General features: G+C 64.7%; 20 protein-coding genes and 2 pseudogenes. 9 read left to right on the plus strand and 13 right to left on the minus strand.

The window, feature by feature from the left end:
• Positions 1-13 precede the first annotated feature (13 nt).
• The 6 genes from VF631_RS14215 to VF631_RS14240 form a co-directional block, all read right to left on the minus strand.
• The gene (locus tag VF631_RS14215) at positions 14-349 is read right to left on the minus strand and encodes a TIGR01244 family sulfur transferase (RefSeq protein WP_431850978.1); all 336 of its coding nucleotides are present in this window, start codon (positions 347-349) and stop codon (positions 14-16) included.
• Positions 350-364: 15 nt separating this feature from the next.
• Positions 365-787 (minus strand): DUF6691 family protein, encoded by a 423-nt coding sequence (locus VF631_RS14220; RefSeq protein WP_431850979.1) that lies wholly within the window; start codon positions 785-787, stop codon positions 365-367.
• A 1-nt stretch (position 788) separates the two neighbouring features.
• Entirely contained in the window at positions 789-1,217 is a 429-nt protein-coding gene (locus VF631_RS14225) for a YeeE/YedE family protein (RefSeq protein WP_431850980.1), read from the minus strand.
• A gap of 14 nt (positions 1,218-1,231) precedes the next feature.
• Positions 1,232-2,164 (minus strand): MBL fold metallo-hydrolase, encoded by a 933-nt coding sequence (locus tag VF631_RS14230; RefSeq protein WP_431850981.1) that lies wholly within the window; start codon positions 2,162-2,164, stop codon positions 1,232-1,234.
• Positions 2,164-2,520 carry an ArsR/SmtB family transcription factor gene (locus VF631_RS14235; RefSeq protein WP_431850982.1) on the minus strand — a complete coding sequence of 119 codons (357 nt, stop codon included), beginning with the start codon at positions 2,518-2,520 and terminating at the stop codon, positions 2,164-2,166. The genes VF631_RS14230 and VF631_RS14235 overlap by 1 nt, the downstream gene beginning before the upstream one ends.
• A gap of 189 nt (positions 2,521-2,709) precedes the next feature.
• Positions 2,710-3,618: a LysR family transcriptional regulator gene (locus VF631_RS14240; RefSeq protein WP_431850983.1), complete on the minus strand. Its 909-nt coding sequence runs from the start codon at positions 3,616-3,618 to the stop codon at positions 2,710-2,712.
• A gap of 131 nt (positions 3,619-3,749) precedes the next feature.
• Here VF631_RS14240 and VF631_RS14245 point away from each other — a divergent pair.
• The 9 genes and pseudogenes from VF631_RS14245 to VF631_RS14285 form a co-directional block, all read left to right on the plus strand.
• Positions 3,750-3,869 (plus strand): annotated as a pseudogene (locus VF631_RS14245) (hypothetical protein); the annotation flags it as partial.
• Between the two features lie 106 nt (positions 3,870-3,975).
• On the plus strand, positions 3,976-4,176 hold the full coding sequence (locus tag VF631_RS14250; protein ID WP_431850984.1) for a hypothetical protein: 201 nt from the start codon (positions 3,976-3,978) through the stop codon (positions 4,174-4,176).
• Positions 4,177-4,210: 34 nt separating this feature from the next.
• On the plus strand, positions 4,211-4,786 hold the full coding sequence (locus tag VF631_RS14255; protein WP_431850985.1) for an NADPH-dependent F420 reductase: 576 nt from the start codon (positions 4,211-4,213) through the stop codon (positions 4,784-4,786).
• Positions 4,787-4,856: 70 nt separating this feature from the next.
• Positions 4,857-5,759, plus strand: a complete 903-nt coding sequence (locus tag VF631_RS14260) for a VOC family protein (protein WP_431850986.1) — start codon at positions 4,857-4,859, stop codon at positions 5,757-5,759.
• A gap of 23 nt (positions 5,760-5,782) precedes the next feature.
• Positions 5,783-6,559 (plus strand): isochorismatase family protein, encoded by a 777-nt coding sequence (locus tag VF631_RS14265; protein WP_431850987.1) that lies wholly within the window; start codon positions 5,783-5,785, stop codon positions 6,557-6,559.
• Positions 6,560-6,626: 67 nt separating this feature from the next.
• Positions 6,627-7,259 carry an alpha/beta hydrolase gene (locus tag VF631_RS14270; RefSeq protein WP_431850988.1) on the plus strand — a complete coding sequence of 211 codons (633 nt, stop codon included), beginning with the start codon at positions 6,627-6,629 and terminating at the stop codon, positions 7,257-7,259.
• 25 nt (positions 7,260-7,284) lie between these two features.
• Positions 7,285-8,247 carry a glutathione S-transferase family protein gene (locus tag VF631_RS14275; RefSeq protein WP_431850989.1) on the plus strand — a complete coding sequence of 321 codons (963 nt, stop codon included), beginning with the start codon at positions 7,285-7,287 and terminating at the stop codon, positions 8,245-8,247.
• A 102-nt stretch (positions 8,248-8,349) separates the two neighbouring features.
• Complete coding sequence (locus VF631_RS14280) at positions 8,350-8,703, plus strand: putative quinol monooxygenase (protein WP_431850990.1); 354 nt, start codon at positions 8,350-8,352, stop codon at positions 8,701-8,703.
• A gap of 77 nt (positions 8,704-8,780) precedes the next feature.
• Positions 8,781-9,764: a zinc-binding alcohol dehydrogenase family protein gene (locus tag VF631_RS14285; RefSeq protein WP_431850991.1), complete on the plus strand. Its 984-nt coding sequence runs from the start codon at positions 8,781-8,783 to the stop codon at positions 9,762-9,764.
• Between the two features lie 103 nt (positions 9,765-9,867).
• Here the strand turns inward: VF631_RS14285 and VF631_RS14290 are convergent, their stop codons facing one another.
• From VF631_RS14290 to VF631_RS14320, 7 genes and pseudogenes are all read right to left on the minus strand, one after another.
• Positions 9,868-10,725 carry a tyrosine-type recombinase/integrase gene (locus VF631_RS14290; RefSeq protein WP_431851018.1) on the minus strand — a complete coding sequence of 286 codons (858 nt, stop codon included), beginning with the start codon at positions 10,723-10,725 and terminating at the stop codon, positions 9,868-9,870.
• Between the two features lie 126 nt (positions 10,726-10,851).
• Positions 10,852-11,127: pseudogene (locus tag VF631_RS14295) on the minus strand (Arm DNA-binding domain-containing protein); the annotation flags it as partial.
• 696 nt (positions 11,128-11,823) lie between these two features.
• Positions 11,824-12,144 carry a hypothetical protein gene (locus VF631_RS14300; RefSeq protein WP_431850992.1) on the minus strand — a complete coding sequence of 107 codons (321 nt, stop codon included), beginning with the start codon at positions 12,142-12,144 and terminating at the stop codon, positions 11,824-11,826.
• 53 nt (positions 12,145-12,197) lie between these two features.
• Positions 12,198-12,602, minus strand: coding sequence for a hypothetical protein (locus tag VF631_RS14305; protein ID WP_431850993.1), 405 nt, complete (start codon positions 12,600-12,602; stop codon positions 12,198-12,200).
• 121 nt (positions 12,603-12,723) lie between these two features.
• Positions 12,724-14,274 carry a L,D-transpeptidase family protein gene (locus tag VF631_RS14310; RefSeq protein ID WP_431850994.1) on the minus strand — a complete coding sequence of 517 codons (1,551 nt, stop codon included), beginning with the start codon at positions 14,272-14,274 and terminating at the stop codon, positions 12,724-12,726.
• Between the two features lie 464 nt (positions 14,275-14,738).
• Positions 14,739-15,503: a LytR/AlgR family response regulator transcription factor gene (locus tag VF631_RS14315; protein ID WP_431850995.1), complete on the minus strand. Its 765-nt coding sequence runs from the start codon at positions 15,501-15,503 to the stop codon at positions 14,739-14,741.
• Between the two features lie 63 nt (positions 15,504-15,566).
• A complete protein-coding gene (locus VF631_RS14320) occupies positions 15,567-16,754 on the minus strand; it encodes a sensor histidine kinase (protein ID WP_431850996.1) in 1,188 nt (395 codons plus the stop codon).
• Positions 16,755-16,806: the final 52 nt, after the last annotated feature.

The following is a 16,806-nucleotide window of genomic DNA, read 5'->3' on the forward strand; positions in this document are numbered from 1 at the left end:
CCGTGAGGAGGCGTCAGGAAGCCTGCTGCGCAGCCTTCCAGAGGGACGCCGCACGGTTCCCGGTCCTGCAGAAGGCGACGACCGGACCGCCGGCCCCCGCGAGGGCGGCGGCAAAGGCGCGCGCGTCGGCATCGGTCGCCTGGCCCGGAACCACCGGAATGTGCCGGTAAACGAGGCCATGACGCTTCGCTTCGGCCTCGAGCTCCTCGGAACGGGGCTGGTCCGGCCCTTCCTCGTCGGGCCGGTTGTTGATGATGCCCTTGAATCCGGCCGCGGCGAGTTGGCCGATATCGGCCGGCTGAAGCTGCGGCGCGGTCGCAAAGGTAGGGCTGAGATGGTTGAGGTCCATGATCGTCTCCGATGGTCAGCGGGTGAAAGGTGAGAGCGTGAGATTGTGCAGGGCCATTCCGCCCAGCATCGCAGCGACGAAGAGCCACGGCTGCCAGGCGCCGAGGACGAGTCCTGCGAGGGCCGGGCCCGGGCACAGACCGACAAGTCCCCAGCCGATGCCGAACAGGGCAGCGCCGGCCACCAGCGGGCCGTCGAGCGACCGGGCTTCCGGGATCGAGAAGCGGCTCTCGAGCAGCGGGCGATCCAATCGGCCACGGACGAGGTAGGCGACGGACGACGGCAGGATCGCGGCCGCGAGCACGAACAGGAGCGTGGGATCCCAGGCACCAGCGATGTCGAGGAATGCCTGGACACGCGCCGGATTGGTCATGTCGGACAGAGCAAGGCCCGCGCCGAAGATAAGGCCGGCGACCAGGCCGGGAACGATGTTGCGCATCTTATCCTCCGATCACGTGCCGGGCGAGGAAAACGGTCGCGGCGGCACTCGCCATGAAGATGGCGGTCGCCGCGAGCGATCGCGGCGAGAGACGAGCGATGCCGCAGACGCCGTGGCCGCTGGTACAGCCGTTGCCGAGCCTGGTGCCGAAGCCGACGAGCAGGCCGGCAATGATCAGCAGCGGCACCGACGAGGTGACGGCGACCTCGGGCTGGCGGACAAACAAAGCGACGAGCGCAGTCCCGAGCGGCAGGCCGATCAGGAACGCTGCGGCTTGCGAGCGCGGCGTCCCGCCCGATCCAATACGGGTGGCGATTGCGGTCATTCCGCTCACGCCGGCAATGCGTCCGGTCAGCAGCAGGAAGAGGCCGGCGGCGCTGCCGATGAGCAAGCCGCCGGCGATCGCCACGAATGGCGTCAAGGGGTCCATCTTTGTCCTCTCGCTTAGAGCTGGTTCAAGGGGAGCTTCAGGTAGCTCACCCCATTTTCTTCGGGTTCGGGCATCCGCCCGCCCCGCATGTTGACCTGGATCGACGGCAGGATGAGCTTCGGCATCGCGAGCGTCGCATCGCGCTGGGTGCGCATGTCGACGAAATCGTCCTCGCTGACGCCTTCGTGCACATGGACGTTGCCGGTGCGCTCAGCGAGCATGGTGGTCTCCCAGACATAGTCCTCACGGTTCGGCGCCTTGTAGTCGTGGCACAGGAAGACGCGGCTCTCGTCGGGGAGCCTCATGAGCCGGCGGACCGAGCGGTAGAGCTGGCGTGCATCGCCTCCGGGGAAGTCGGCGCGGGCGGAGCCATAGTCGGGCATGAACATCGTGTCGCCGGTGAACACCGCGTCGCCGATGACATAGGCCATGTCCGCCGGCGTGTGGCCCGGAACGTGAAGCGCGATCAGCGGGATACCGCCGATCATCAAAGTGTCGCCATCGATTAGCAGCTCGTCGAACTGCGACCCGTCGCGGGCGAAGCGCGTGCCCTCGTTGAAAATCTTGCCGAACACGTCCTGCACGGTGGCAATCCCGGCGCCGATCACCAGCTTACCTCCCAGCTTTTCCTGAAGGTAGGGCGCGGCCGAAAGGTGATCGGCATGGGCGTGGGTCTCGAGCACCCATTCGACCGTGAGTCGCTCCTGCTCTACGATGGCGATGATCTTGTCCGCGGATTCGAAGCTGGTGCGGCCCGAGGCGTGGTCGAAGTCGAGCACGCTGTCGATGATCGCGGCCACTCTGGTCGCCGGATCGTGCACCACGTAGCTCGCGGTGAACGTGGGCTCGTCGAAGAAGGCTTTCACGTGCGGCGCGCGAATTTCGCCGCGCAGCACGGCCTGCACCTGTCCGGCGGCCCGGGAGAGGTTCGTATCGATGTTCATCATCAGCTCCTGCTCGTCTCGGTCGTTTCCTCCCGCCCGAGCTCCGGGCAGAAGAGATCGTGGAGAAGCGCGAGCAGCTGAGCCGCCTTCGGGTCGCAGACGCTGTAATAGACCGTCTGCGCTTCCTTGCGGGTCGTGACGAGGCCCTCTTCCCGCAGCTTCGCGAGATGCTGCGAGAGCGCCGACTGGCTCAGTCCCACTCGATCGACCAGCGCACCGACGGACAGCTCTCCACTCTCCGCCAAGTGGCAGAGCACCAGAAGGCGAGCTTCGTTGGCCATTGCCTTGAGCAAGGCCACAGCCTCCCCGGCCTGTCGTCCGAAATCCGCGAGGAAGTTCACCTGCACGACATTCTCCATGATCGAAGTCTAATTTAGCAATTACTGATATATGAGTCAAGGGCTGGTTCGTCCTGTGGTGTTGGCCGCGCCGTTACGGTGGGGACGAGACATGCCTCCTCGGGCGCAGGCTCCGCCCGGGCCGCACGCGCCGACGCGGGGAGTCAGGCCCGCCGCATGCGGGAGTCCGGTGCACCCGCTACGCGGCAGTCACGACTCCGGATCGGCTTTTAGCGTTCGGACCAGGGCGCGGAGGAGCCAATTGGTCGCTTTGCCAGGCGGCCGGTCGCGACGCCATAGAGCCGACAAGGGGTAAGGAGCGCTCATGTCCCCCATCGGCAGCTCGACCAGACGTCCCTGAGCCAGGTCCTCCTCAATCATGCCGACGGGCATGTTCCCCCAGCCTATCCCCTCGCGCAGCAGCTCCAGCTTGGCCCCGAGGTCGGCCAGCCGCCATGTTCTCGGACTCGCAACCGTGAAATCGCGCCCTTCGGTCAGATTGGAGCGGTCGGTCAGGACGAGCTGAAGATGGCCGCGGGCGGCGCCGGGCGCGAGGGTCCTGGCACGGGCGAGAGGATGATCGGGCGAAGCGACCGGCACCAGCTTCAACGAGCCGGCGTCGGAGCGCTCCAGGTCGGGATGCTCGCTCACGGCGGGGCCGCTGATGCCAAGATGTGCACGCCCGTCCAGAAGAAGCGCTGCGACGCCGCCAAGTGCCTCGACGTGTAGCCGGAGCGTGACGGTGGGGAACACCTCCTGAAACTCACGGAGCAATCCGGCGACTCGATCCAGCGGGATCATGACGTCGAGCGCCAGCGACACTTCCGGCTCGAGGCCGCTGTGAAGCGCCAGTGCCCGGGCCCTGAGCGCCTGAAGATCCGCGGCGATCAGCCGTGCATCCGCCAAAAGCGCATGGCCGGCCTCGGTGAGCACCGGTTTGCGCGAGCCTTCGCGATCGAGCAGCACCAGACCGAGCTGAGCCTCCAGATTGGAGACCGCATAGCTGATCGCGGACACCGCCCGGTTCAGCCTCCGCGCGGCCCCGACGAAGCTGCCTTCGTCGACCACCGCAAGGAAGGTTTGGAGCTGATCGAGAGTTGGGGCGCCTACCGTCGGCATGTTCCGATTCTATCTGTTCCGTTCTACAATGTCGAACATTTCAAATGGGATTTGTCGTCTAAACCAGAACGTGCCGACGCCCTATCTCGCTCCTGCAACCCGGCAACGTTCGGAAACAGGAGGTCACGACCATGAATTCCATCGCCGCACATGCACCCAGGTCTGTTTCGACCGGTGCCGATTTCGCCGCCACGGGGGGACGAGTGCTCCTCGCAGGCATCTTCCTGCTGAGCGGCGCCTCAAAGCTTGCCGATCCGGTCGGCACCGCCGGCTACATCCAGTCCGCCGGGCTGCCGTTCGCGAGCGTCGCTGTGGGCGGTCGCAATCGCTGTGGAGCTGCTCGGCGGACTCCTGCTCGTGTTTGGCTATCGGACCAAGCTCGCCGCCGGCGCGCTCGCCCTGTTCAGCCTGGCCACCGCCATCTTCTTCCACTCGGCGCTCGGCGACCAGAACCAGTTCATTCACTTCTTCAAGAACGTCGCCATCGCAGGCGGCCTTCTCCAGGCGATCGCCTTCGGCGCGGGGCGTCTCAGCCTCGACGGCCGAAGCCGCGCCTGAACCAGCATCCACCCCCTCTCTCAGGAGACATACAATGAAGATCGCAATCATCGGCAAAGGCAATGTCGGCTCCGCGCTCGAAGCCGGCCTCTCCCGAAACGGCCATGAGGTCCGTACCGTCGGCCGCGAACCGGGCGCTGTCCGTGACGCAGGCGAGTTCGCGGAGATCGTGATCCTGGCCGTTCCGTTCGGCGAGATCGACAATACTGTTAACGAGCTCGGCGACTCCGTGTCGGGCAAGGTCGTCGTCGACGCCACCAATGCCCTCACGCCAGACTATGAGCTCGCCCTCGGGTTCAGCACGAGCGGAGCCGAGGAGCTTCAGAAGAAGCTGCCCCAGAGCAAGGTGGTGAAGGCGTTCAACACCGCGTTCGCCAGCGCGATGAACGGTGGCCGGATCAACGACGAGCAGCTCGCCGGTCTCGTTGCCGCCGATGACGCGGACGCCAAGGCCCTGGTCCTGACCCTCGTCAAGCAGCTCGGCTTCGACCCGGTCGACGCCGGTGCGCTGGCCGCGGCGCGGCTGCTCGAGCCGTTCGCCTTACTCAACATCAAGCTCGGCTTCTTCCAGGGCTACGGCCCGAACAGCGGCTTCAGGCTCATCCACTAACCGCGGTCTAGTGCCGCCCGAAGCGTAACTGCTTTGGGCGGCGCCGCGAAAACCTGTCCGGGGAAATCCAATGTCGACCTCCACCTCAGCTAGTCTTGCCGATCCGAAGGTTCAGCCCGCTGCGAGGGTCGATCCGGTGCTTGCCAACGCGCCGCTCAAGATCGGCAGGGTAGCTCTCACGGTGCGAGACCTCGCCTCCATGTCGCGCTTCTACCAGCAGGCGCTGGGGCTGAAGCTAATCGAGCAGGATCGCCGTAGCGCCCTCTTCGGCACCGAGGCGGCAGCGCTCCTGGAGCTCAGGCATGATCCGGACGCACGCGCTCGCTCCCCGCGCGAGGCCGGCCTGTTTCACACCGCCTTTCTCCTCCCCGAGCGGGCGGATCTTGGCGCATGGGTGGCCTATGCGGCGCAGCAGCGGCTCCGGCTGCTCGGCGCCTCCGACCATCTTGTCAGCGAGGCGGTCTACCTGACGGACCCGGAGGGGAACGGCATCGAAATCTACACCGATCGGCCGAGCGCCGACTGGCCGCGTTCAGATGGGATGATCGACATGCCGAGCGAGCGGCTTGACCTGCGGGATGTCGTCGACGCCGGTGCTGGCCGTACCTGGTTCGGCTTCCCGAGCGGCGGGGTCGTCGGTCATGTCCACCTCCAGGTGGGCGAGATCAAGGCCGCAGAATCTTTCTACGCGGATCTGCTCGGGCTCGACATCACCTGCCGCTACCCTGGCGGCAGCTTCTACGGCTCGGGCGGCTACCACCATCAACTGGCGACCAACGTGTGGAACAGCCAAGGGGCCCCCGTGCGTTCAGACGGCGCGACGGGTCTTGCAGATGTCGAGATCCTTGCTGAGCCGAGCGTCCTCGAGGCGGTGCGCTCACGGCTCCCGGCCCTTTCGCCAGCCGCTCGAAACTCCGCGAGCATGTCGCTGCGCGACCCGTGGGGAACGTCGATCACCTTGCGTGCCCCCTAAGCTCGCGAACCAGGAGAAATCCGATGACCAATGACAGCTCAGGCGCCCGGCCGGCGGACATCGTCAGCCCGATCACCGACTCCGTCCTTCCCAACAAGACGCCTGCCGCCGAGGCAATCTCCGCCGGCCGGTTCGGACATGACAAACCGACGCCGGGGAACAGCATTGTACTCCTAATCGATCACCAGATCGGCCTGATGGCAGGCGCTCGCGACGTCTCGTCGCTCGCGGAGCTCAAAAGCAACGTGATCGGCCTGGGACGGACGGCGAAGGCGCTCGGCATCCCGGTCCTCATCAGCTCATCGAACGCGCAATGGCAGAACGGGGACACGCTCCCGGAGCTCAAGGACCTCTTCCCGGACGAGCCCATCTATCGCCGCACCGGCATCATCAACGCCTATGAGGATCCGACCTTTCGAGCGGCTTTCGAGGAACTGGTCGCGAAGACCGGTCGCACGCACGTCATCATCGCCGGGGTCACGATCGGCACCTGCTGCGCCATGCCGACGCTCTCGATGCTCAACGACGGCTACAAGGTTTTTCCGGCCGTCGACGCATGCGGCGCCTGGAATCGCTACGAAGCGGACGCGGCGATGTCGCGGATGGCCGGAGCGGGCGCGGAGCTCGTCACGACCTTCGCGCTCGCCTGCGAGCTGCAGGCCGACTGGAAACTCCCCTCCGCCAACGCGATGCTCGAGCCCTTCATCCAGAACCTCCCGGAGTACGGGTTCGTCCTCCAGAATTTCTGGAACAACGCGAACCAGCACAAAGTGCCCGACCCGTTCGGCATGGTGAAATAGCCGTGATTCCGCTGCTGCCGTGTCGATCGGCAGGGGGAACGCGGCAGTTGAGAAAGTAGCAATCCAGATGAACCGTGAAAACGAGGCCGACAGCCTCATCATCCTGCTGCACGGCGTCGGCAGCAACGGCCAGAACATGATGGCCCTCGCCCACGCCTGGCGCGAGACGCTGCCGGACAGCGCCTTCGTCGCGCCTGATGCGCCTTTCGCATTCGACCAGGGCGCGGGGCGACAGTGGTTCAGCATTTCCGGAGTGACGGAGCAGAACCGCGCTGAACGTATTGCCGCGGCTCGGCCCGCTTTTGACCGGGTGGTCCGGGGCGAGATCGAGAAGCATGGCTTCGCCGACCGTGTGGACCGGGTCGCCCTGGTCGGCTTTTCCCAAGGCTCGATGATGCTCCTCGACGTGGTAGCGACGGGACGGCTTCCGGTCGCTGTAGGCGTGGCCTTTGCTGGTCGTCTCGGCACCCCTCCTCCACACGATCCGGCTCGAGGGACCAGGCTGCTGCTGCTTCACGGAGCAGCGGACACGGTCGTCCCTGTCGAGGAACTCGAACAGGCGCGAACCGTCCTAGAAGCGTCGGGCGTCGCCGTGGAGAGCCGAGTGTTTCCGGACGTCGGCCACACCATCATTCCAGAAGCCGCAATGCTGGCCGGTGAGTTCCTCCGGGCGAGCCTCGCCGCCGAGCCGGTGGCCTAATGCAATCAGGAGCCGGGAGAGAAGCATGCTGGTGAACGGAAAATGGTCTGCCGACTGGCAGCCCGTGCAGGCGAAGGACGAGAAAGGCGGCTTCGTCCGTCAGCTTTCGACCTTTCGCAACTGGGTCACTCCCGATGGGAGCCCGGGACCGACCGGCGAAGGAGGCTTCCATGCCGAGCCGGGCCGCTATCATCTTTACGTCGCGCTGATCTGCCCCTGGGCGTCGCGCACGCTGATCGCCCGTAAGCTCAAGCGACTGGAGGATGCGATCTCGGTCTCCGTCGTCGAGCCGTATCTTGGAGACCAAGGCTGGCAATTCGGCGATTATCCCGGCTCAGATCGGGACGAGCTTAACGGCGCCAATTACCTCCATGAAATCTACTCCAAGGCCGATCCGACGATCACGGGGCGCGCGACGGTGCCAGTGCTGTGGGACAAGCAGCGTCAAACCATCGTCAGTAACGAGTCTTCCGATATTGTCCGGATGCTGAACTCGGGCTTCGGACGCTTGGCGGACGACACCTACGACCTCTACCCGGAGGCGCTACGACCCGATGTCGACGCGCTGAACGACCGGATTTATCCACGCCTCAACAACGGCGTCTACCGCACCGGCTTCGCGACGACGCAGGAGGCGTATGAGGAGGCGTTCCGGGAGGTCTTCGCCACGCTGGGCGAGCTCGAGCAGATGCTGGAAGGCCGTACCTTCCTCTTGGGGAAACGCGTCACCGAGACCGATGTTCGGCTATTCGTCACGACGGCCCGCTTCGACGCGGCCTACCACGGCCTCTTCAAGTGCAACCTGCGGCGTCTTGCCGATTATTCCAACCTGAGCGCTCATCTGGAGCGGATGCTGGCGCTCCCCGGCGTCGGCGGGACGGTGAACATCGATCACATCAAGCGTGGCTATTATTCGATGAGGAGCCTCAATCCGAACGGCATCGTGCCGGTTGGGCCTGATCTGCCATTTGCCCGCCTGCTGGGCTGAACGCTCGGAAACAGCACCTCAACGAGCCGCGCGCCAGGCCGAAGAAATACACGACCAAGGCGCCTCCCACTTCGGCACAAGCTCACTAGAAAGGAAATCGCAATGCAAGGCGAACTCTACACCATCTACCACCTGACCATCGATCCGGCCAACTTCGAGGCCTTCAGGGCGCTCGCGGCGAAGATCGTCGAGAGCTCGCGTGGCGAGCCCGACACGCTCACCTATCAGTGGCTCGTCAATGAGGACCGCACCACCGCCCACATCCTGGAGCGCTACCGGATGGTTGGCTTGCTGCCGCACGTCGAGCAGACCTTTTCGCCGCACGCCGAGGAATTCCTCTCTCTGGCGATGATCGAGAAGCTCTATGTCTATGGCGATCCGACGCCTGAGATTCGCAAGAAGCTGGACACCTTCGGCGCGATCTACCTGAGCCCGTTCGACGGCTTCACCCGCTGACCGGGCGGCAGCGAAAGGCGACCGCATGTGCAAGCCGATCAAGCGGGACGGGCAGCCCGGCCAGGTGCTCTGAGTCGATGCCCGACACGATGAAGGCGGTGGTCCTCTACGCACCGGGGGGGCCAGATGCGCTCAAGATCGAGCAGCGGCCGGTTCCACGGGCGCAGTCCGGTGAAGTGCTCATTCGCGTCGAAGCTTTCGGGCTCAACAGGTCCGAGCTATTCACCCGGCAGGGACATTCGCCGGGAGTGGCGTTCCCGCGCATCCTGGGCATCGAGGCGGTCGGCACGGTCGCCGCGGCGCCGGGCGGGGAGTTCGCGCAAGGGGCAACGGTTGCAACCGTCATGGGCGGGATGGGGCGGGCTTTTGACGGCGGCTATGCAGAATACGTCTTGGTGCCGGGAGCCCAGGTCCGAACAATCGACACCAACCTGCCGTGGGAGAAACTCGGGGCCGTTCCGGAGATGCTGCAGACGGCGTGGGGCGCGCTCTTTCGGGGTTTGCGCCTGCAGCGGGGGGAACGACTTCTGATTCGGGGCGGCACCACTTCAGTCGGGCTCGCCGCAGCGGCGATCGCAAAGGCCCATGGCGCAAAGGTCGCGGCGACATCGCGGCACGAAGGCAGCGAGGCGCTGATCCGATCGGCCGGGGCGGATCGCTTTATCCTGGACGACGGTGCAATTGCCGAGAGGGTGCGGCAGGAATGGGACGGCGGCGCCGACAAGGTGCTCGAGCTGGTAGGGACCACGACGCTCCAGGACTCGCTTCAGTCGGTCCGTGAGCCGGGCATAGTGTGCATGGCCGGGATGGTCGGCAACCGATGGTCGTTAGCCGACTTCGCGCCGATGGACTCAATTCCCACAGCGGTGTCGCTCACGACCTATTCGGGCGGAGTCGGAGACTTTCTCGCCATGCCGCTGCAGCAACTGGTGGACGACGTCGCCGCTGGCACGCTCCCGGTCAAAATCGGCAGCGTCTTCTACATTGATCGGGTCGTCGAGGCGCATCGGTTGATGGAAGCCAATCAGGCTGGCGGGAAGATCGTCGTGCTCACGCGCTGATCCAGGGGAAAGCAATGGGCAGGCGGTGGACGTGGCCTTTGTGGCGGCTTTCCGCTCCTTGCTGGCGTAAAATGCCCGTCCGCTCACAGCCACCTTCGGTCGCTCAGGCCGCCAGCGCGCGAGGCATTGTTCCGGCTTTCGTCCTATGGAGCCGGGCGAGGCGCTTCAGCTCCCGTTCCCACGCGATCAGAGCCGCTCTCTTCTCATGGAAATAATTGTGGCGCTGGTAGACCCCGACGATGCCCGACCGGGAGCCCGAAAGGTGATTTAGGACGGCCTCAGTCACCTCGAGCCGCACTCCGAGCCGCTGCAATCCGGTTGCGAGCGTCCGCCGAAGATCATGCAGCGTCCAGTGCGGCACAGGGTGTCCCAGCTTCTCTTCCAGCGCTTCCCTGATCCGCCGCATCGCCTTGCTGAACCCGCTCGGGCTCATGTCCCAGTTGCCGCGGGCCGGAAGCAGCTTCTCGCTTCGCTTGTCCTTGAGCAGGTCCTGGACGATCGCGAGCGCTGCGGGAGTCAGCGGAACGAGGTGAGTGGCACCGTTCTTCGCCCTGTCCCCTGCGATGGTCCAGAGCTTCGCCGCCAGATCGAACTCCCTCCGGTCGGCATCGAACACCTCGTTCCGCCGCTGCCCGGTCAGGAGGAGCAGCTTGATGGCCGGTCCGAACGGCTTCCCCTCCCCGTCGAGCACGTGCCAAAGCGCGCCGATCTCCTCTTCGCTGAGCACGCGATCTCTCGCCTTCGGCGCCGGCGGCCGGCCGGCGTCGCGGCACGGATTGGCAGGCATCTGATCGAGCCGGGGAAGTGCCCAGGTGTAGAACGCCGACAGATATCCAAGTGTGTTGCGCGCCATCACTGGCGCCGTTCGCGCGATGCCGTCGATAAAGCGCGTGATCTCGCTTCGCGTGATCGTATCCGCCGCCCGGTCGCCGAACTCGCGGAGGATGTGCCTGTTAAACACGCGTTCTATCTCAGTAACCGAGCGCAGATGAGACTTGGCTTTTCGGTACTCAGGCCAGAGGGCCCGGACGGTTAGGCCCGTCGGGGATCGCCTCGCAGGGTTCGGCAGCACGCTCACTGGATCGGCTTTGAACTCGATGTCCGAAAGTATCTGCCGAGCTTTCTTGCGAGCCTCTGCGAGGCCGAAGCGGTCGGAATATCTACCGAGCGTGACGTTCCTGTATTTTCCAGCGATGCGCTTTCGGAGCAGGAAGGTTCGGGTGCCGGCCGAGCCCAGGCGGATTCTGAGCCCCGGCACCAGCTTGTCCTTGACTTCGATCTGCCCGGATGACGGCGCTTGAAGCCCTCGTATCTTCGCGTCCGTCAACACAATCGCAGGGGTAGGTGCTACCTGGGAAACCATCTTTTCGGCCTCCAATCAGCGGGTCCTGCGGGCTGCTACCTAGGTAGCGACTGCCCGGAACGCCTTGGGAAACTGTTGGAAAGAATAGCTCGCAAGCTATTGAGAAGAAAAGATGCTGGGACGTCCTCGGACTTGCTTTGTTCGCGCTCTTAATCAGCGGGTCCTAGGTTCGAGCCCTAGTGCGTCCACCACCTTCCCTTTGAAACCAGACAGAAATCTGATCAGCCATCAGGCTGGCGGGTTTCCGTTTTGCGGGCAGCCCCTGAGGGTGCTTGCGCAGTGAGGTACCTGCGGGTAGGCTTACTGCCCCTCAGCCTAGACCCGACGCTGGAGCAGCCGGATAGCGTTGGGATCGAGCACACCGCCGTCTAAGAGCGAATGCACGAGGCCTCCAGATGATGGGCTGTTGGAGAGATTACGGGAGCGCCCCTCGCGCTCCGATAATCCATTCGCCTCACGCGGGGACCGGGATGTCGGCCCTCTGGCGTAGGTCTTGAACCAAGAGTCTTCGGAGCTGGTGAGACCTTCTCCCCCACGCGAGCGTCACTGCTCCGTCGCGCTCCCCGATGCGAGATAGGGCGGGCGAGTCTTTCGCACCTCAAGCTCGGACCAGCAAAGGCTCCAATGTCGAAAGGCGAGAGAGGCCCTCGGCCGCTCTCGCCCATCAAAAGAACTAAGCTGGCAGCAGCTTGGCGATTAGCCGGGGCTGGCCCCATCGCCATCGTCGTCGAACACGAGGAAGGCGAGCAGGCCAAGCGCCGCAAGACCGGCGAGGATCGCGAACAGGCCCAAACCGCCACCGCCAGCGGCCACCACCGGAGCAGCCTCGACAGGAGCGGGCGGCGGAACTTCACCGATAGGAGCGGGCGGCGGAGGCGTCTGCTGGTCCGTGATCGGCAGCACGCAGCCGGTGCCCGGTTGGCAGGCCGTGTTGGCCGTGGCGGCGGTCGAGCCGAGGAGCACGGCCGCTACGGCCATCCCCTTCGTCACCGTTGAGCCGACTTTAGCGAGAAACATTGGAAATCCCCTTCATCAGGTCCGATCGGAGCCGAATATTCGGCAAGCTTGGTTTAGCCGCGTTCACCGCGACGGGTCGGCGGAGCCGAAGGTGCGGTCGAGACCGGAGTCCAGCGGGACGTCACAGCGCAATCGCTGGTCAGCGTGACCGGCTGACCGGCCTGAAAGGCCGTCTGGTACGGCCAGCATTCGCGCAGGTTCGAAACGCTGAGGCAGAGCTGCTGATTCGCAACCGACCAGCGGCCCGGAACTTCGGTCCCGCCAGCTGACAGGATGCGTGCGCTCCCGCCTGGATCGAAATAAACGGTGTTCATGGTACCATTGGCTTCGACCTGGATCGAATGTCCAATGATTTCAGAGCCATTCGGCCCCCCTTGGGCCGCAGCCGCGCTCAGCGGAGCCATCGCGCACACCAGAGCGGCGGCGCAGGCTACCGCGGTTTTCTTGAAACTTGTCACTTCAGCATTCTCCCTGTCATGCCGCGTGCCTGAACGGCTGCTACCGTGCCAGGTTCCGCACTGTTTAAACCGTTTGTGAACTCGCCCGCAACAAGCAAGTGGTTAATAAGTGGAAGAAGCATCAGCGCGCCGCCAGTTGCGCGCTCGAGGCGGTCTGAATGCGGTTGTCACGCCCGTACGGGTCCTGGCGCAACGCGAAACGATCCCCACTCCAGCCCGCGGTGAAATAGTTGATGAAGACCGGCACCGGCTCGGGAAGCGCGACCGCCTGTTCTGGGGCCGTCGTGCTTGGGCGCGGCGCTTTCCCAAACAGCCAAGTCGCCAGGCGCGCCGCGTTCTCGACCCGCACGCAGCCCGAACTCAAAGTCCGATTCGCGTCCGCGAACAACGCCTTTTCCGGCGTATCGTGCAGATAGACTCCGAACTGATTGGGGAACATGAACTTCATGGCGCCCATGCTGTTCTCCGCCCCGGGAAGCTGGCGCACCCGAAGCTCGGTTTCGCCGGCGGCTACCGCCGCCCAATCGACTGTTGCAGGATCGACAGGCTTGGCCTCTTCCGACCAGTCCGACAGGATCTCGTAGCGCTTGGCCTTGAGGTAGCCGGCACCTTCCTTCAGGACGCTCGGCGCGATCCGCCGTTGTACGAGATCGGGCGGGACGTTCCAATAAGGGTTCAGCACGGTTGTGCGGATCAGCCCGGCGATCATCGGAGTCTGCTCGCCGGGCTTTCCGACGATGACCTTCATGCTGTCCCGCACCTCGCCGTTTTCGTAGAGGTAGAGTCGAGCGCTCGCCGCATCGACGAGGACGAAACGCCCGCGATCGCCTGCCGGCAAGGCCCGCGCTCGATCGAGGTTGAGCCGGAGACGGCGTTCGACCACCGCCATATCCTGGTTCAAGGCTTCGATCGCGGCCTCGTCCGCAACCGGGGTCGCTTCAAGGCCATGAGCGGCCTTGAAGGCCTTGAGCTTCGATGCCAGTTCCGCGTCGAAACTCCCCTCAGAGCTCAACCCGAGGCGCTCGCGCAGCAGCTGCACTCGCTCCCCGGCACTGCCCGAAGCGAGCGCGGGTCCCTCTGGGATGTGTACCCGGGGCAAATCGCCCCAGCGCGCCTTCCACTCGTCATAGCCCTGCCTCAGCCGGGCATAGACCGGGTTCAGCGCCGACACCTCGTCCAGATGCCGCGACAATGAGGGCGCCGCCGCGGCGGCGTTCAGGATCGCCCGGCCGGTTGGTGCGATCGGCGACAGGCTCGGATCGATGTAGGTGATGCCGACGTCAGCAGGGCGGCGAAGCGCCTGGACATAGTCGATCCAGGCTAACGACAGGAGGACTTCGGCTTGAGCAAGGTCATGTGGACGGCCGGCCTGCGCCCGCTCGATCCCGCGTTGAAGCCGCTCGGCGCGCTCCGCCCCTTCGGTGAAGCCGTCAAGGCCGGATTTGCGCAAAATGTCGACAAGCTGAAGCGCTTCCGGACGGAGTGCATCGCCAGCCGTCCAGAGCGGACGGTGCTGACCGATGCGATAGAAAGCCTCCAGCTCTGAGTTCGATTCGGCGCGCAACGCGGTCTCGATCTGGCCGGGAGAAATGGCCGCAGCGGGGGTCCAGGCCGTGACCAGAAGCGGCGCCAGCATCAGACCGGCGGCACGCGAAAACCGTAACAGGGACATGATTTACTCGTCCTTACCAAAACACTTGCCCGGCAGAACGCGCCGAACGCGCGGTTTGCTCCCGAACCAGCGAGGTTGAAGATCAGGGCCGTGTTATTCCTGCCACGGTTCAGCCCCGCTCCCCTGTCGCCAAGCGGGGAGAATGGGGAGCGTTGAAAGACGGGCGGCGGTCAGCCTGCGTCGGACGTGCGGTCGCGACGAAACCGCAGCGCGACAGCGCGTTTGTCGTCGCTCAGGACGTTTTCGTCGTGTGCGGGAGCGCTTGTCGCAGTCGGCGTGTTAACCGTCGCTCGCCCTGGGACTCAGCCTTCGCATGGGACCTAAGCGGACCCTGCCAACCGGGCAAAGGACTGACGCCATGACCTCAGAGATGTTCCGACTCGTATCGACCTGTGTCGCGGCGCTGTTCGTCGGTACTCTGCTCGTCACCGCGCTCCTCACAACGCCGATGATGCCCTGACGGACTATTCGAGCGACAGCGCCGCCTTCACGGCAGCGGCATAATTGGGCCCGACCTGCACGGTCGCGCCGTCGGCCAGCACCAGGCACAAGGAGCGGTTGACCCGCTTGACTTCCACGACCTTATCCGGGCGGACGAATGCCGAGCGATGGACACGAAGCAGCGGTGAGCCGGCAAGCTTCTCTTCCAGCGCGGACATGGTGGTGCGCAGCAGGTGACTTCGCATGCTGGTGTGCAGCAGCACATAATCGCGAGCAGCCTCGACCCAGTCGATCGCCTCGATCGGCACGCGGCGATGACCGTCTCGCTCCGGGATCCAGAAGCCGGCATCGTCGCGCACCGGCGGCTTGGCCGAGCGCAACGCCTCGACTTCCTGCTGCAGCTCACCGGCCCGCTCGGCCTGCTCGCGGACCGCCCGGCGCCGGCGGGCGCGATCGACCGCCTGGCGCAGGCGATCGAAGCGGACCGGCTTCAGCAGGTAATCGGCAGCGTCCACGTCGAACGCATCGGGGGCATAATGCTCGTGAGCAGTCACGAACACGATTTCGGGCTTGGGGTCGACGGCGATATCGGCGGCGGCCCGAAGCCCGTTTCGGCCTGGCATCTGCACGTCCATGATGACCAGGTCGGGCTTCAGCTCGGCGATCCGCTCCAGTGCCTGATCGCCATCCTGCGCCTGGCCGACCACCTCGACCCCATCGATGTCGGCGAAGAAAGTGCGCAGGCGATCAAGTGCCAGGGCCTCATCGTCGACCAGCAGCACGCGCATCTCCCGTCCATTCCCTTCGCAAACCCGCAGTCGGCTTGCTTTCGGACGAGCGTGGGCGGCGTGTCAACGACCCTGCTGAATTTTGGGGATACAGATGGTAGCGACGTAGCGCCCTTCCTTGGTCTCGGCCGAGAGCGTCGCGGAAGGCCCGTAGACCGCCTCCAGGCGGCGCTTGACGTTGACGAGGCCGACGCCTTTGCGACCGAATGACTGGCCGCTCCTGGCCTGTTCGTCAGCGGCATCCTCGCTGATGCAATTGGCTACCGTGATGCACAGGTCGCCGTTCGAGACTTCCGCCTGGATGTCGATATCCACCGCCTGACGCGATGGGCTGACGCCGTGCTTGATCGCATTTTCGACCAGGGGTTGGACGAGGAAGCTGGGCACCAGCGCTTCGCAAGCCTCCGGCGCGCAATCGACGGTGACGTTGAGCCGGTCGCCGAAGCGGACGCTCTCGATGTCGAGATATTCCTCGGTGATCGCCAACTCCTCGTCCAGCATGACGAGTTCGGACGGATCGGCGTTGAGCGAGGAGCGGAGGAAATTGGATAATTTGTCCGTCATCCGCTCGGCGTCCTGATTGCGGTTGGTCACGATCAAGGCGGAGATGCTGTTCAACGCGTTGAACAGGAAGTGGGGATTCAGCTGGTAGCGAAGCGCTGCGAGTTGCGCCTGCTGGGCGGCCGACCGGGCGTGGGAGAGCTGCAGCTCCTGCCGCAGCGCGGCACGCCGGGAGAAGCTCACCTGGAACAGCGCCATGTTGATCCCGAACACCAGGATGTAATTGAAGAAGGAGGGATAGACGCGGGCGAGATCGGTACCCAACGTCGCCCAGGCGGTGTCGAGGTGGTTGGCGACCCAGGCCTGGAAAACCAGGTCGAACATGATGTTGCCGATCGCCGTCAGGATGACGGTGCCGACCAGGACCACCGCTCGCTTCTCCTGCGCCCAGTCGAGCGTCTTGCGGAAGACAGCGAACATCGGAAAGGCGAACAGGATCGAAATCGGAATGGTGGCGACATCGAGCGCCACGCTGCTCCAACCCTCGCCTTCGTGCCGCTTCACGATCAGCGGAAGGAAGATCAGCGTGACGAACAGCCACAAGGCGACCGTGATGATGATCGCCTCGAGCCAGCGCGCCTGCTTGCGAACCGACGGCATGATGAGATTGAATCCCCGGGATACCCAGCCCCTATCCTGCCGCAACACGGCGAGGCTGTCACCCGCACTGATGGCCGTCTCGTAGCCCATGTTGAAACAAGGTCAGCTCGCGAGCGTGAACGGAAGCCGGTCGTGACGAAAG

It is taken from the genome of Allosphingosinicella sp. (assembly GCF_036387615.1).
In the GTDB taxonomy this organism is placed as follows: domain Bacteria; phylum Pseudomonadota; class Alphaproteobacteria; order Sphingomonadales; family Sphingomonadaceae; genus Allosphingosinicella.